The 13,668-nt window shown below is 69.8% G+C and carries 12 protein-coding genes, 1 tRNA gene and 2 pseudogenes; 4 read left to right on the forward strand and 11 right to left on the reverse strand.

Features of this window, described 5'->3' with window-relative positions; all coding sequences use genetic code 11:
- The 4 genes and pseudogenes from prs to DMB66_RS55950 all read right to left on the reverse strand — a co-directional run.
- The coding region (prs, locus tag DMB66_RS55935; protein WP_125812160.1) for a ribose-phosphate diphosphokinase at nucleotides 1-724 on the reverse strand (724 nt) is incomplete at its 3' end.
- Between the two features lie 33 nt (nucleotides 725-757).
- Nucleotides 758-2,301: pseudogene (glmU, locus tag DMB66_RS55940) on the reverse strand (bifunctional UDP-N-acetylglucosamine diphosphorylase/glucosamine-1-phosphate N-acetyltransferase GlmU); the annotation flags it as partial.
- 77 nt (nucleotides 2,302-2,378) lie between these two features.
- Nucleotides 2,379-2,450 (reverse strand) — tRNA-Gln (locus tag DMB66_RS55945).
- A 47-nt stretch (nucleotides 2,451-2,497) separates the two neighbouring features.
- Nucleotides 2,498-3,340 carry a helix-turn-helix domain-containing protein gene (locus DMB66_RS55950; protein ID WP_125812162.1) on the reverse strand — a complete coding sequence of 281 codons (843 nt, stop codon included), beginning with the start codon at nucleotides 3,338-3,340 and terminating at the stop codon, nucleotides 2,498-2,500.
- A gap of 202 nt (nucleotides 3,341-3,542) precedes the next feature.
- On the opposite strand from DMB66_RS55950, the gene DMB66_RS55955 reads away from it, so the two are divergent.
- The gene (locus tag DMB66_RS55955; protein ID WP_370321303.1) at nucleotides 3,543-4,235 is read left to right on the forward strand and encodes a TetR family transcriptional regulator; all 693 of its coding nucleotides are present in this window, start codon (nucleotides 3,543-3,545) and stop codon (nucleotides 4,233-4,235) included.
- A 1-nt stretch (nucleotide 4,236) separates the two neighbouring features.
- Here the strand turns inward: DMB66_RS55955 and DMB66_RS55960 are convergent, their stop codons facing one another.
- From DMB66_RS55960 to rsmA, 5 genes are all read right to left on the reverse strand, one after another.
- Complete coding sequence (locus tag DMB66_RS55960) at nucleotides 4,237-4,719, reverse strand: DUF4383 domain-containing protein (protein WP_233625550.1); 483 nt, start codon at nucleotides 4,717-4,719, stop codon at nucleotides 4,237-4,239.
- Between the two features lie 85 nt (nucleotides 4,720-4,804).
- The gene (locus DMB66_RS55965) at nucleotides 4,805-6,604 is read right to left on the reverse strand and encodes an ABC-F family ATP-binding cassette domain-containing protein (RefSeq protein ID WP_125812163.1); all 1,800 of its coding nucleotides are present in this window, start codon (nucleotides 6,602-6,604) and stop codon (nucleotides 4,805-4,807) included.
- 7 nt (nucleotides 6,605-6,611) lie between these two features.
- Nucleotides 6,612-7,559: a 4-(cytidine 5'-diphospho)-2-C-methyl-D-erythritol kinase gene (locus tag DMB66_RS55970; protein WP_125812164.1), complete on the reverse strand. Its 948-nt coding sequence runs from the start codon at nucleotides 7,557-7,559 to the stop codon at nucleotides 6,612-6,614.
- On the reverse strand, nucleotides 7,556-8,128 hold the full coding sequence (locus DMB66_RS55975) for a Uma2 family endonuclease (RefSeq protein WP_199753222.1): 573 nt from the start codon (nucleotides 8,126-8,128) through the stop codon (nucleotides 7,556-7,558). Before DMB66_RS55975 ends, DMB66_RS55970 begins: the two co-directional genes overlap by 4 nt.
- A complete protein-coding gene (rsmA, locus tag DMB66_RS55980) occupies nucleotides 8,125-9,024 on the reverse strand; it encodes a 16S rRNA (adenine(1518)-N(6)/adenine(1519)-N(6))-dimethyltransferase RsmA (RefSeq protein ID WP_125812165.1) in 900 nt (299 codons plus the stop codon). Before rsmA ends, DMB66_RS55975 begins: the two co-directional genes overlap by 4 nt.
- Before the next feature lie 81 nt (nucleotides 9,025-9,105).
- On the opposite strand from rsmA, the gene DMB66_RS55985 reads away from it, so the two are divergent.
- Nucleotides 9,106-9,525 (forward strand): hypothetical protein, encoded by a 420-nt coding sequence (locus DMB66_RS55985; RefSeq protein ID WP_125812166.1) that lies wholly within the window; start codon nucleotides 9,106-9,108, stop codon nucleotides 9,523-9,525.
- A 147-nt stretch (nucleotides 9,526-9,672) separates the two neighbouring features.
- On the opposite strand, the gene DMB66_RS55990 is transcribed toward DMB66_RS55985, so the two are convergent.
- Nucleotides 9,673-10,578 carry a TatD family hydrolase gene (locus DMB66_RS55990; RefSeq protein WP_125812167.1) on the reverse strand — a complete coding sequence of 302 codons (906 nt, stop codon included), beginning with the start codon at nucleotides 10,576-10,578 and terminating at the stop codon, nucleotides 9,673-9,675.
- A 102-nt stretch (nucleotides 10,579-10,680) separates the two neighbouring features.
- Here DMB66_RS55990 and DMB66_RS55995 point away from each other — a divergent pair, with 102 nt between their 5' ends.
- Entirely contained in the window at nucleotides 10,681-11,715 is a 1,035-nt protein-coding gene (locus DMB66_RS55995; RefSeq protein WP_125812168.1) for a hypothetical protein, read from the forward strand.
- 58 nt (nucleotides 11,716-11,773) lie between these two features.
- On the opposite strand, the gene DMB66_RS56000 is transcribed toward DMB66_RS55995, so the two are convergent.
- Nucleotides 11,774-12,811, reverse strand: a complete 1,038-nt coding sequence (locus DMB66_RS56000) for a hypothetical protein (RefSeq protein WP_125812169.1) — start codon at nucleotides 12,809-12,811, stop codon at nucleotides 11,774-11,776.
- Nucleotides 12,812-13,279: 468 nt separating this feature from the next.
- Here DMB66_RS56000 and DMB66_RS56005 point away from each other — a divergent pair.
- Nucleotides 13,280-13,668, forward strand: a pseudogene (locus DMB66_RS56005) (hypothetical protein); the annotation flags it as partial.

Consider the following 13,668-nt stretch of genomic DNA (forward strand, 5'->3'; position numbering starts at 1 on the left):
CCTTCGTGATCGTGCCACCGGTGTCGATCATGTCGTCGACGATCAGACAGACCCGGCCCTCGACCTCACCGACCACCCGGTTGGCCACCACCTGGTTCGGCTTCATCGGATCCCGCGTCTTGTGGATGAACGCCAGCGGACACCCACCGAGACGGTCGGTCCACCGCTCCGCCACCCGCACCCGGCCCGAGTCCGGCGCCACGACCGTCATCGGCCGGCCCTCGAACTTCTTGATGATGTGCTCGGCGAGGATGTCCATCGCGAACAGGTGATCCACCGGGCCGTCGAAGAAACCCTGGATCTGCGCGGTGTGCAGATCCACCGTCAGGATGCGGTTCGCCCCCGCGGTCTTCAGCAGATCGGCCACCAACCGCGCGGAGATCGGCTCCCGGCCACGGTGCTTCTTGTCCTGCCGCGAATACGGGTAGAACGGCAGCACCACAGTGATGCGCTTCGCCGACCCGCGCTTCAGCGCGTCCACCATGATCAGGGTCTCCATGACCCAGCGGTTCACACCCTCGGTCACCGACTGGACGACGAACGCGTCCGAGCCCCGCACCGAATCCTTGAACCGGACGAAGATCTCGCCGTTGGCGAACTCATACGAATCAGACGGGGTCGGCGCGACGCCGAGCACCTGTCCGATCTCCTCCGCCAGCTCCGGGAAGCCCTGGCCGGAGAAAAGCATCAAACTCTTACGGTTCTCCGCGACGATGCTGCCCATCGGCTCGTCCGCTCCCGTGCAATCTAGGGGGTTGTCACCAGAAGTATTACCCGCGGCCATGCCGGCGCCGCCAACCGCGGCCAGGTCGTGGGATGCCTCACCCCAGCTTGCGCCGACTACGCCCCGGTGTCCTCAGTCTCGACCTTCCCGGCCCGATCCGCAGCCTCGGCCGACACGGTGCCCGGACGCTTGCGCGCCACCCAGCCCTCGATGTTGCGCTGCTGCGCCCGGGTGACCCCGAGATTGCCCGCCGGCACGTCCTTGGCCACGGCACTGCCGGCAGCCACATACGCGCCCGGACCGACCTCCACCGGCGCGATCAACACAGTGTCACTACCGACAAAAGCGGCCTCACCGACGGTGGTGTGATGCTTGTTCACCCCGTCGTAGTTGGCGAAGATCGTGCCCGCCCCGATGTTCGCCTTCGGGCCGATCGTCGCATCACCCACATACGTCAGATGCGGCACCTTCGCACCCGCGCCCAACTCGGCGTTCTTGGTCTCGACGAAACCGCCGACCTTCGACTTGCGGCCCAGCCGCGTCCCCGGCCGCAGATAGGAGAACGGGCCCACCGTGGCATCCGGGCCGACCTGCGCGCCCAAGGCGTGCGTGCGCAACACCACCGCGCCGGCCGCGACCACCGTGTCGACCAGCGTCGTATCCGGGCCGATCACCGCGCCGGTCGCCACCGTCGTCGAACCCTGCAGCTGCGAATTCTGATCCACCACGGCATCCGGCTCCAGGGACACCGTCACATCGATCCAGGTGGTCGCCGGGTCCAGGATCGAAACCCCGGCCTTCATCCACCCGAGGTTGACCCTGTCCCGCAGCAGGGCCCGCAACCGCGCCAGCTCGGCCCGGTCGTTGCACCCCAGGGTCTCCAGCGCGTCGGCGGCCACATGCACACCGACCGCGTGACCGACGGCGGCGAGCAGCCCGAACACGTCGGTCAGATACTCCTCGCCCTGGTCGTTGTCGGAGGAGATCTTGCTCAGCGCCTCACGCAGCAGCGCGGCGTCGAACGCGTAGATGCCCGCGTTCACCTCGCGAACGGCCCGCACCTCCGCGGAGGCGTCACGCTCCTCCACGATGCGCTCCAGGTTGCCGTCGCTGTCGCGCACGATCCGGCCGAGCCCGGCCGGATCGGGAACCTCGGCGGCGAGCACGGTCGCGCCCCTGCTGGTCGACTCGTGCGCCGAGACCAGCGCCTCGACCGTCTCGGGCCGCAGCAGCGGCACATCGGCGTTGAGCACGACGACCGTGCCGGAAGCCTCGGGGATGGCGTCGAGGGCGATCCGGACGGCGTGCCCGGTGCCGTTCTGCTCGGCCTGCAGCACCGGGGTGGCGCCCGGGGCGATCTCGGCGAGGTGCGCGCGGACCTGGTCAGCCTTGTGACCGACGACCACCACGGTGCGGGAGGCCTGCGCCGCCTCGGCGGCGTGCAGGACGTGGCCGAGCAGCGTGCGACCGAGCAGCGGGTGCAACATCTTGGGCGTCGCGGACTTCATCCGCTTGCCCTCACCGGCGGCGAGAACGACAACGGTACGGCTCCGGGCCTGGCTCACGCGGGACTCCATTGATCGCAGTGGCTATGCAGAACGCGGCGCCGACTCAACCGCACGGACTCAGTTTCGAGTCCCCTACCATAGACAAGCTCGGCCGCCAGGGTTCGAACCCGGAACTTTCGGACCAAAACCGAAGGTGATGCCTATTTCACCACGGCCGACTGGTTCGGTCGCCACACTAGCGCCTGCGACCATTTGCCGAAATCTACTATGCCAGCCGCGTCAAAGCGGCCATCACTCCCTCCACCCTCCAGTAGAGCTCACGCGACCGGGGCACTGACACCGCAAGGCAACCGTGATAGTCACTGCCCGTGTTGGCACGCCTGGTGGCCGGCGCGTGCCGCTTGATCGTCGGACGCTGGAACAACTCCCTCGGCACGCCCAGCTCCGCCGCCCACCACTCGACGGCTGCCTGCGCGTCGGCCGTCTCGTGTATGTGCACCCGGTAGTCCACGGATTCAGCACTCCTGCCGCACACGGCAAGGAATCGCAGGAACAGTGAAACCAAGCCAGGATCGCTGTTGATGAAGGTCAGCCGGTCGAGACGGCGCCACGGCTTGGACTTGGCGCCCTCGCACCAGTACACAGCGGCTCCGACAAGCAACAGATCTCTGTCCGACAGCTTACCGACGGCTTCACCCGCCTCGGCGTGCACCTCGCCCTGACGTCGATCCCGCTCCTCCCGCTTGGCATCCCAGCGCCCTGCGGCCATGACCGCGGCATGCTCCTGCTTACGTCGCGCACGTTCGGTGTCGCGATCCAACGGTATGTGTTTCACCCAGGCGTGCGCTGTCGACTTCGCGACCCCGATTTCGATCGCAAGATCGTTAACGGACCAGCCCTGCGCGCGCAGCGCGAGGGCTTGCATCCGCAGGTCGTCTTTGGCGTTGGGACGCCGGGTCCAGGCTGGCGGCTCGACGCCCCGTAACCAGTCGGTCAGAGTGGCGCTCCCGACGCCAAAATGCTTCATCAGCTGAGACAAGGACAGACCAGGATCGACGCGGAGGCGTCGCGCTTCGGCGCGAGAATCTTCCTCGAAAATGGAAGGCATGTAGATACATTACTGCGCCAGTACAGTCTTATGTCAATGCATCAGCCGTGCCAACGATGCCCGGACTTCCGGGTCGCTCGCACAGCCCCGCAGGGAGCCAGCCCGACCTATGGCGCGCCGACACCACTCGCGCTGAGCCGCCAACTGCTGGCCGTCGCAGCACGGGGCGTTGGGACCGGACATCGGCTGGCAGGATGGCTGGGTGACAGACCAGAGCGAGCCAGGCAACGAGTCCCCCGCCCGCCGGGCGCACGCGCGCGCTGTGGCGGCGTCCAGCAAGGGCGCCCGGGTTCGCATGCCGGCGGCGCAGCGGCGTGAGCAGCTCATCGCGATCGGCCGGCAGCTTTTCGCCGAGCGCGGCTTCGACGCCACCTCGGTCGAGGAGGTGGCGTCGCGGGCGAAGGTCTCCAAGCCGGTGGTGTATGAGCACTTCGGCGGCAAGGAGGGCCTGTACGCGGTGGTGGTGGACCGGGAGGTGCGGTCGTTGCTGGACCGCATCGCGGCGGCATTGACCGCCGGGCATCCGCGGGAGCTGTTGGAGCAGGCGGCGCTGGCCCTGCTGGACTACATCGACGAGGAGCCGCACGGCTTCCAGGTGCTGGTCCGCGAGTCGCCGGCGTTGTCGCCGGGCGGCAACTTCTCCAGCGTGATGAATGACGTGGCGCATCAGGTCGAGCACATCCTGGGCGCCGAGTTCCGGTCCCGCGATCTCGATCCGAAGCTCGCGGAGCTCTATTCGCAGGCGCTGGTGGGCATGGTGGCGCTGGTGGGCCAGTGGTGGCGGGAGGCGCGTAAGCCGAAGAAGGAGATGGTGGCCGCCCACCTGGTCAATCTGGCCTGGAACGGGCTGTCCCACCTGGAGGCGAAGCCGAAGTTGCTGACCCGCCCGCGCTGATTCAGGCGGATTGCGACTGGCGCTCGCGGGCCTGGCGCGGCGGGCCGGCCTGCTCCTTCGGGCCGATCAGGCTGTAGTACGCGGCCATGATGAGCACCAGGCCGAGCAGATAGGTGACGACCACCGTGGAGACGCTGAAGTTGAGGAAGTTGGCGTCGGTGCGGATGGCCGCCAGCTCGTAGCTGCCGACGACCAGCAGGCCCCAGCCGAAGTATTTGTCGACCACGACGTCGGAGTTGCGGCCGATGACCGTGCCGATCAGCACGAGCGCCCCGATGAGCGCCGCCGCGAGCGACCAGAAGAGGTTGGTGTGCTGGCCGAGCACCCGGTCGTCGCCGTCACCGAACAGGCCGCCGTCGGCGGTCATGATCGCGCCGATGATCCCGAACAGCACGAGGTAGGCCCCGGTCAGCGCGCCCAGGGCGCGGTAGAGCGGCCGCAGCGGGTGGTTGACCGGGTTGTGCGCCATGGTGTCCGTCTCCAACGTCGGGTGATGTCGTAGAGATTCTCGCGCATCGTCGGAGGCCGTGCGGGGGCACCCCCGGATCGGGGGCACCCGCGGTGGTGGCTCAGCTCTCGGGGACGCGCTCGGCCAACTCGAGCCAGGCTTCCTCGACCTGGCCCCGTTCCTCCTGGACGGCTTTGAGCTGGGCGTCCAGCTCCATGATCTTGTCGTAGTCGCTGCCGTTCGAGGCCAGGCTCTCGTTGATCTTGAGGATTCGTTCGTCCAGCTTGGCGACCTGCCGTTCCAGCCGGGACAGGTCCTTGCGAGCGATGCGCAGCTCGGCCGCGGACATGCCGTCGGCGACCGACGGGGCCTTGCCCGAGGTCAGCAGCTCGCCGGGGGGCGCCGCCGGGTTACCGGCCCGGGCCAGGTATTCGTCGATGCCGCCGGGCAGGTGCACGAGCCGGCCGTCGCCGAACATCCCGTACGCCGTGTCGGTCACGCGTTCGACCAGGTAGCGGTCGTGGCTGGCGACGATCATGGTGCCCGGCCACGAGTCGAGCAGGTCCTCCAGCGAGGCCAGCGTGTCGGTGTCGAGGTCGTTGGTGGGCTCGTCGAGCAGCAGCACGTTGGGCTCGGTGGCCAGCAACCGCAGCAGCTGCAGCCGCCGCCGCTCGCCGCCGGACAGGTCGCTGACCGGGGTCCAGATGCGCTTGTCGGTGAAGCCGAAGACCTCGGCGAGCTGGCCCGCGGAGAGCTCCCGGTCGCCGAGCTTGACGCGCCTGGCGACCTCCTCGACCGCCTCGAGCAGCCGGAGGTGCCCGGGCAGCTCCCGGAGCTCCTGGGACAGGAAGGCGGCCTTCACGGTCGAGCCGGTGACCAGGCGCCCGCCGTCGGGCCGGGTGAGCCCGGCGAGCAGGCGCAGCAGGGTGGTCTTGCCGGCGCCGTTCGCGCCGAGGATGGCGATCCGGTCGCCCGGTCCGACCTGCCAGGTCAGGTTCTTGAAGATCGGCTTGGGGCCGGCGTGCAGGGTCACGTCCTCGAGGTCGTAGACCTGCTTGCCGAGCCGGGTGGTGGCCAGCCGCTGCAGGCTCACCTGGTCACGGACCGGCGGCACGTCGGCGATCAGGGCGTTCGCGGCGTCGATCCGGAACTGCGGCTTCGAGGTGCGGGCCGGCGGGCCGCGGCGCAGCCAGGCGATCTCCTTGCGGAGCAGATTCTGCCGGCGGGACTCCACCGCGACGGCGACCCGCAGCCGTTCGGCGCGGGACAGCGTCCAGGCCGCGTAGCCGCCCTCGTACGCGTACACCTGCTCGTAGACGACCTCCCAGGTCGCGGTGCAGACGGCGTCGAGGAACCAGCGGTCGTGGGTGACCACGACGAGCGAGCCGCGGCGGCCCAGCAGGTAGCGGGCCAGCCAGTCGACCCCGGCGACGTCGAGGTGGTTGGTGGGCTCGTCGAGGATGAGCAGGTCGGACTCGCGGACCAGCAGGGCGGCCAGCGCGACCCGGCGCCGTTCGCCGCCGGACATCGGGCCGACCGGGGTCTCCAGACCCAGGTGGCCCATGCCGAGGCCGGTGAGGATCGCCCGGACTCCGGCGTCGCCGGCCCACTCGTGCTCGGCGCCCATGCCCTCGCTGAGCCAGGCGGTGCCCAGCACGACATCGCGGACGGTCGCCTCGGGGGCGAGCGTCAGCGTCTGCGGAAGTGCGGCGACGCGCAGGTCACGGCGGTGCGTGACCCGGCCTGAGTCCGGCTCCTCGAGCTTGGCGAGCATGCGCAGCAGGGTGGATTTGCCGGCCCCGTTGAGGCCGACGATGCCCACCCGGGCGTCGTCGTCCAGCCCCAGGGAAACGTCGGTAAGCAGCTGACCGGCGGCTCCGTAGCCCTTGTTCACCCGGTCCAGATTGATGATATTGGCCACGATGCCCCTAGGTTACCCGGGCGCCCGGCATCGGTCCCCGCGCGGTGACCGCGGATCGGCACACTCCGGCCCCGTTCAGGCTGGCTGCCACGCGTTCGGCGTGTGGGCCGTCGGTGGCGAGGAACACACAGGTCGGTCCGGAACCGGAGACGATGCCGGCGACCGCGCCCGCGTCGTAGCCCGCCTTGAGCACGTCGGCCAGGGCCGGGCGCAGCGACAGCGCGGCCGGCTGCAGGTCGTTGGCGAGCGCGGCGCCGAGCACCTCGGGCCGGCGCTGGCGCAGCGCGCCCATCAGCTGGTCCGCGTTCTCGCTCGCGGTCGGCGGCCACGGGCTGTCGCGCAGCCTGTCGAGCTCGCGGTAGACCTCGGGGGTGGACAGGCCGCCGTCGGCGATGGCGACCACCCAGTGCCAGGTGGTCGGCCGGGCCAGGATCGGGCTGACGGTCTCGCCGCGCCCGGTGCCCAGGGCCGTGCCGCCGTGCAGCAGGAACGGCACGTCCGAGCCGAGTTCGGCGCCGATCTCGGCCAGCTCGTCCTTGCCGTAGCCGGTGCCCCAGAGCAGGTCGCAGGCGAGCAGCGTGGCGGCTGCGTCGGCGCTGCCGCCGGCCAGCCCGCCGGCCAGGGGGATCGACTTGCGCAGGTGCAGCCGGGCATGCGCCGGTACGCGTGCTTTGGCGGCCAGGGCCCGGGCCGCCCGCATGATCAGGTTGCTGTCGTCGAGGGCGAGCTCACCCGCGCCCTCGCCCTCCATGGTCAGGGCGAGGGTGTCACCGCGGCGCGCGGTCAGCTCGTCGAAGAGGCTGATCGCGTGGTAGACGGTGCTGAGCTCGTGATAGCCGTCGGCGCGCAGCGGGCCCACGCCGAGATGCAGGTTGATCTTCGAGGGCACCCGGACCTTTACCGGACCGGTGAACCGGCGAGGCTTGTCGTCGTCCGGTCCCCAAGCTTCCGTCACGGAGTGATATCCGAGATCGGCAGGCGAATCTCGAACGGCGCCGTCAGCACCAACTCGTCGGCAGAGTCCGCGACCAGCTGGTACTGGCTGCCCACCAGGTCGTAGGCGAAGACATGCACCGGGTCCTGCTCGATCCGCCAGAGATGGGGCACCCCGGCGGCGGCGTACTCGACGGGCTTCAGCAGGCGATCCCGCTTCTTCGTTCCGGGAGACACGACCTCGACGGCTATGGCGACTTGCGCCGCGTCGAAGAAGTGGCTGTTCGCCACCGGCTCACGGAGCAAGACCACATCGGGTTCGAGCGAGTTCTTGAACCCGGTCGCCACGCCAACCGCCGTCCCCGGCTGATATCCGGCGGGAGCGTGCTGACGGAACCACAGCCACAGCAGATTGCCGATGTTCTGATGATTGATAGTCGGTGAGGGGACCACAACCATGACTCCATCGCTGAGTTCTACCCGGGGAGCGTCGTCCGGCAGTTCCAGCACGTCCTCGACCGTGTAGTTCGCCGCGCGCTGCCTGATCGGGTCCGGGGTCCACATGACGTGACCCACGGGTTCCGCCGTCATAGGTCCACCTCCTCGTGCCGCCTGCCCGACGCGCTGAGCTTACCGCCGTACCCGGGTCCTTTGGCGGCTGCCGCGATAGCGGCGAACTCGTGCACCGAGAGCGACTCGCCGCGGGCCTGCGGGCTCACCCCGGCGGCGATCAGGACCTGTTCCGCCTGGCCGGCGCCGCCGGCCCAGCCGGCCAGCGCGGCCCGCAGCGTCTTGCGGCGCTGGGCGAAGGCCGCGTCGACCACCTGGAAGACCGTCCGCCGGTCCGCGCCGGCGGGCGGGGTGCGCGCGGCGAACGCGACCAGCCCCGAGTCGACGTTCGGGACCGGCCAGAACACCGCGGGCGGGACCTTGCCGGCGGCGCGCGACTCGGCGTACCAGGCGAGTTTGACCGACGGGACGCCGTACACCTTCGAGCCGGGACCGGCCACGAGCCGGTCCGCGACCTCCTTCTGGACCATCACCAGACCGCCGCGCAGTGACGGCACCTCGGCGAGCAGGTGCAGCACGACCGGCACCGCCACGTTGTACGGCAGGTTCGCGACCAGCATCGTCGGCGCCGGTCGCAGCTCGGCCGCCCGGATCCGCAACGCGTCGGCGTGGTGCACGGTCAGCTTGGCGACGTCGGCGCGCTCCGCCACAGTGGCCGGCAGCGCGGCGGCCAGCACCGGGTCCAGCTCGACGGCGTGCACGTGCGCGGCCGCCCCGAGCAGTCCAAGCGTCAGCGAGCCCAGCCCCGGCCCGACCTCCAGGACCACGTCGTCGCTGGTCAGCGCGGCGGCGGCGACGATCCGGCGCACCGTGTTGGGGTCGTGCACAAAGTTTTGGCCGAGCTTCTTGGTCGGCGCGACGCCGAGACGCGCGGCGAGCTCCCGGATCTCCGCCGGGCCGAGCAGTCCGTCAGCCATGAGGTCAGAGCGTACGGGCGCCACGGAGTGACGGGACGGCACGGGGCAGCGGTGACCGGCCGAACACGGTAGAACGAGGTGATGACGGAGCTGCTCGAGCTGCGCGGCGTGGTGGAAGCCGCCCCGGACGACGTCGCCGGTGTGCTGCTCGACGCGCGGCCGGGTGGGCGCTCGCCGCTGGCCGCCACCGGCTCGGCGACACCGGCGCGCGGGGACGAGTTCACGGTCACCCTCGAAGGCAGCACCATCACGGTGACTGTCGACCGCGCGGCGCGTTCGATCGCCCAGCAGGGCGAGTGGTGGTTTCGCGGCGTCACCAGCGTCGAGCCCGACGAGCGCGGGTCGCTGGTCCTCTACCGCATCTTCAACGTGGCGCCGGGGCACCGCTGGGCGGTCCGGTTCGTCTCCCGGGGGCCGCTCGCGGCGGCGCCCACAGCGTTCGCGAAGCTGCTCGGCGGGCTGGGCGAGCAGCTCGACTGCGCCGCATACCCGCTGGGCTGATGCTTGTCCGCCGGGCTGCTCAGCGCCCGGTTCGCTCAGCGCCCGGCTTGCCCAGCGCCCGGTTCGCTCAGCGCCCGGTTTCCTCAGCGCCCGGTTTCCTCAGCGCCCGGTTTCCTCAGCGCCCGGTTTCCTCAGCGCCCGGTTTCCTCAGCGCCAGGGTCCGAAGACGCGCTCTCCGTTGGCCGAGACGGCCGCGCAGAGCGCGTCCAGGTCGGTGCCGGTGGTCTCGGCGAGCGCCCGCATGGTCAGCGGGATCAGATAGGAGGCGTTGGGCCGGCCCCGGTACGGCACCGGCGTCAGGTACGGCGCATCGGTCTCGACCAGCATCTGCTCCGGCGGGGTGAGCGCCGCCGCCTCGCGGAGGTGGCCGGCGCTGGCGAAGGTGACCGTCCCGGCGAAGCTGAGCAGGTAGCCCCGGCGCACGCACTCGGCGGCGAACTCCGCGTCGCCGGAGAAGCAGTGCAGCACCACGACGTCGGGAGCGCCCTCGGAATCCAGGACGCGCAGCACGTCCGCGTGCGCCTCGCGGTCGTGGATGATCAGCGGCTTCGCGTATCGCTTGGCGATCGCGATGTGGGCCCGGAAGCTGAGCTCCTGGGCGGCCCGGCCCTCCTCGCCGGTGCGGAAGGTGTCGAGGCCGGTCTCGCCCAGGCCGCGCACCCGGGGCTGGGCGGCGAGCGCCTCGATCTCGCGCAGCGCCCCGTCGAGGTCGGACAGCCGCGGCGCCTCGTTCGGGTGCAGGGCCACGGCGGCGAGCACCGACGGGTGCCGGGCGGCCAGCTCGGCGCCCCACACCGAGGACGCCACGTCGACGCCGACCTGCAGCAGCCGGTCCACACCGGACTTGGCCGCGGCCTCGATCAGGGCCTCGACCCCGTCGGCGCCGCCGCCCGGGCCGGTGCCGCCGGGCACCCCGGCCTCGTGCACGGTGATGTCGAGATGGGTGTGGCTGTCGAAGACCGGTACGGCCAACGGCTGCGGCGCGGGCGGGAACTCCCCCGCGCGCCGGGCGGCCCGGGCCTTACGTGACTCGGAAGGCTGAGAACTGTTCATCGCTGTTCAGGATCACATATCGACGGGTGAGAGTTTTTTCACTAGGACTACGAGTAACCCTGTGTTCATCCGGTGTCCACCCACGGGGCCTAACTTGCTCGCGTGACCGTGACCGGTGAGGACGCGGACGTCGATGCCGACCCTCTCGAGCCGCCCCTGGTAGCCCCGCTGCGCCGCGACCTGACCTGGGAGCGGGTGCAGGCCATGACCCAGTCCGCCGGGCACCGCGACGACGCGGCGCTGCGCCGGATCCGCGCCACCGCGGCCGTGCGCCGGGGCACGCGGATGACCAAGGTGCTCTCCACCGCCCAGCTCGCCGGCCACCTGGCCGGCTGGCTGCCGTACGGCTTCTGCTACCGCTCCTGTGACATCGCCCACCTGCGTGACCCGGCCGAGCTGGCCCTGCTGCGCACGGACAACACCGGCGACGCGCCAGCGGCGTACGCGCTGCGCTGGCGCGCGGTCGACCCGAGCGACTACGAGATCCCGATGGGCGAGGTCCAGGCCGGACTCTCCGCGCTGCCGGCCCACTCGCGGATCGGCCCGATGGTGCTGGGCACCGGCTTCACGCCCAGCACCGACGACCTGATCCCGGAGTTCGTCACCGCGGGCTTCGCCGACCTGCCGCTGCCGGCGAACGCGCAGTTGCTGGCCTACCCGGGCACCGGCGAGGAGGTCGTGCTGTATACGTACCAGCCGGAACAGCACGGCTGGCTGCGGCTGGCCGGCCCGCGCTGGCGGCACCTGCTGGATGGGCTGCCCGGGGTGAGCCCGGACCGCGAGTACGTGCCGTGCACCGATGCCGGCTCGGCGCGGCTGGTCGGCCGGATCAACGAGCATGAGTACCAGGCGGTGGCCGACCCGCCGGAGGAGTTCCGGGTCCGGGCCCTGACCCGCGCCGCCCGCTACCCGGTAACGACGCTGTGCCGCCGCGCCGAGCAGGCCCGGTGGCGCACGATCCTGTGCTGGGTGCTGCAGCGCGACGACAACTGGGCGCGGCTGCGCCTGGTCAACCCCGACGCCGACATGGTCGCCGCGGTGGGGGCGCGCTGCTATGAGCGCGGCGTCTACGAGGTGTGGGCGCCGCTGCGCGAGCTGGCCGATCATCACGTCGCCGAGCTGCCGTACGAGCTCTGACAACGAAATGCCGGCGCCGCCCCGGTAAGGGGCGACGCCGGCATCGGCGTGCGAGGGGTCAGCTACGGGTGATCTTGGCCTTGACCGAGGCCCACTTGCTGGCGTTGTCCGCCCAGTCCCAGGACCGGGCGTCGACGTAGAGCGTGCCCTTCTTGAGGCCGGGCAGCTTCATGCTCCACTTACCCTTGGTGATCGTGACCTCGACCGAACTACGGCTGCAGTACTTGTTGTAACCCGCGGTGCCGTAGTAGCGCTTCCACGTCTTCTTCGCGGTAAAGCAGTACGACTTGTTGCCGGTGATCCGGGTCGCCCAGACATAGACGTAAGGCGCGATGGCGCCCTTGTCCGCGACAGTGCCCTTGATGGTCTTCCAAGACTTCAACCGGTTGGCGCTGCCGGGCTTGGTGATCTTGACGACCGGCTTCGCCGTGTCCTTCTTGACCGTCACCTTGCCAACGACGATCGCCGACGACGCGCCCAAACTGTTGGTGTAGGTCGCGCGCATGGTGACCGCACCCCTGATCAGGCGGCCCTTCTTGTTCTTGTAGTACAGACCCCGGATGGACTGATTCTTGCCCGGGAGGGTGTCGACGAAGCTGTCGCCCCAGTCGAAGACGATTTTCTTTGTCCCCGCCGGCACGCCCGAGAAAGTGACGGAAAGGCGCTCACCGTTCCACACCGAGGTCTTGCTCAGCTTGACCCTGCCCGGCGTCGTGACGGTCACGGCGGACGTGACGTCGCTGGCGTTGCCGGCGGCGTCCGTGTAGGTCACCTTGACCGTGAACTTGCCGGTCTTAGCGTACTTGTGCGCGTACTTCACGGTGCCGGGCGCCAGGGTGGTGGTCGGTGTGCCGTCACCCCAGTCCGCCACGCGGGTGATCTGGTCCGGGGCGCTGGTCTCGTCGGTAACCGTGCCCTGGGTGAGGCTGACCGACTGACCGATCCAGAACGCCGCCGAGTTCAGCTTGAAACTGCCGACCGGAGCGACCGTGTCCGCCGGCTCGGCCAGCGCGGGTGAAGCGACCAGGCCGCTGCCCGCAACCAGCGCGCCGCTGACGGCGATGGTCAGCAGCGGACGTGAGAGACGTGAGTTCAATCGAGCTCCTTCGAGGTTGGTCACACGAAGGAGACGTGGTGACGGACGGCAGCGTCGTCAAGACGCAACCGTACCGATGAAACGATCCCGTATCCCCCGTGGTTCGCGCTGAAGCTACCCCACGACCACAAGGTCGATCAATCCACTTTGCCGTCAGACATCGACGGTGGGGACATCGCCGCGAGAACGGCCGGCATCAACCGGTTTTGCGGCCGTGCGTCTGATCGGGCTCAGGAGCCCAGGCGAGCCGCCGCATCCGATCAGGAAAGCGCCAGCAAGAAAGACCCGCCAGCGCCACCCTATCAATCGATGTCCCGTCGTGTCGCCCCCGCCCGGATCGAGCTTTCGCCCATCGACGAAATGCCTTACGCTCTGCCCTGACTTTGAGCGCGCAGTGCCACTTCGAGTGCACGCCGACGTCAATGGCTAAACGGGGGATAAGTGCATACAAGGCTGAAGGCTGTTGCCGTGGCATTCGCCGCGGCATTGTCATCGAGTGTTCTTCTGGCGCCGCTGGCTGCGTTCGCGGCGCCTGCGGCGGCTACCGCCACCAGTTCAGCGGCGGCCGACCTGGTCTTTGTCCGTTGGTTGTCCATCAAGGATCCGCGGCAGACCGTCCGCAGTGCAGCGTGGACCGCGATCATCAGTTCGGCGCAGGATCGCGCTATAGCGCAGTTCCTCACCGGCGGCTACCAATCGGCGAAAATGCGGGCGACCACCACCCAGGCACGCAACCTTGACTTCGCCAAGCGTGTCCAGGCCACGTCCGTGCCTGAGGTATCTCCGGAGGTGCACGAGGCGGCGCGGTTCGCGGTCGACGGTACGGACACCGATCGGACCCATTTCGCCAGGACCGG

This window comes from Actinoplanes sp. ATCC 53533 (assembly GCF_003947245.1).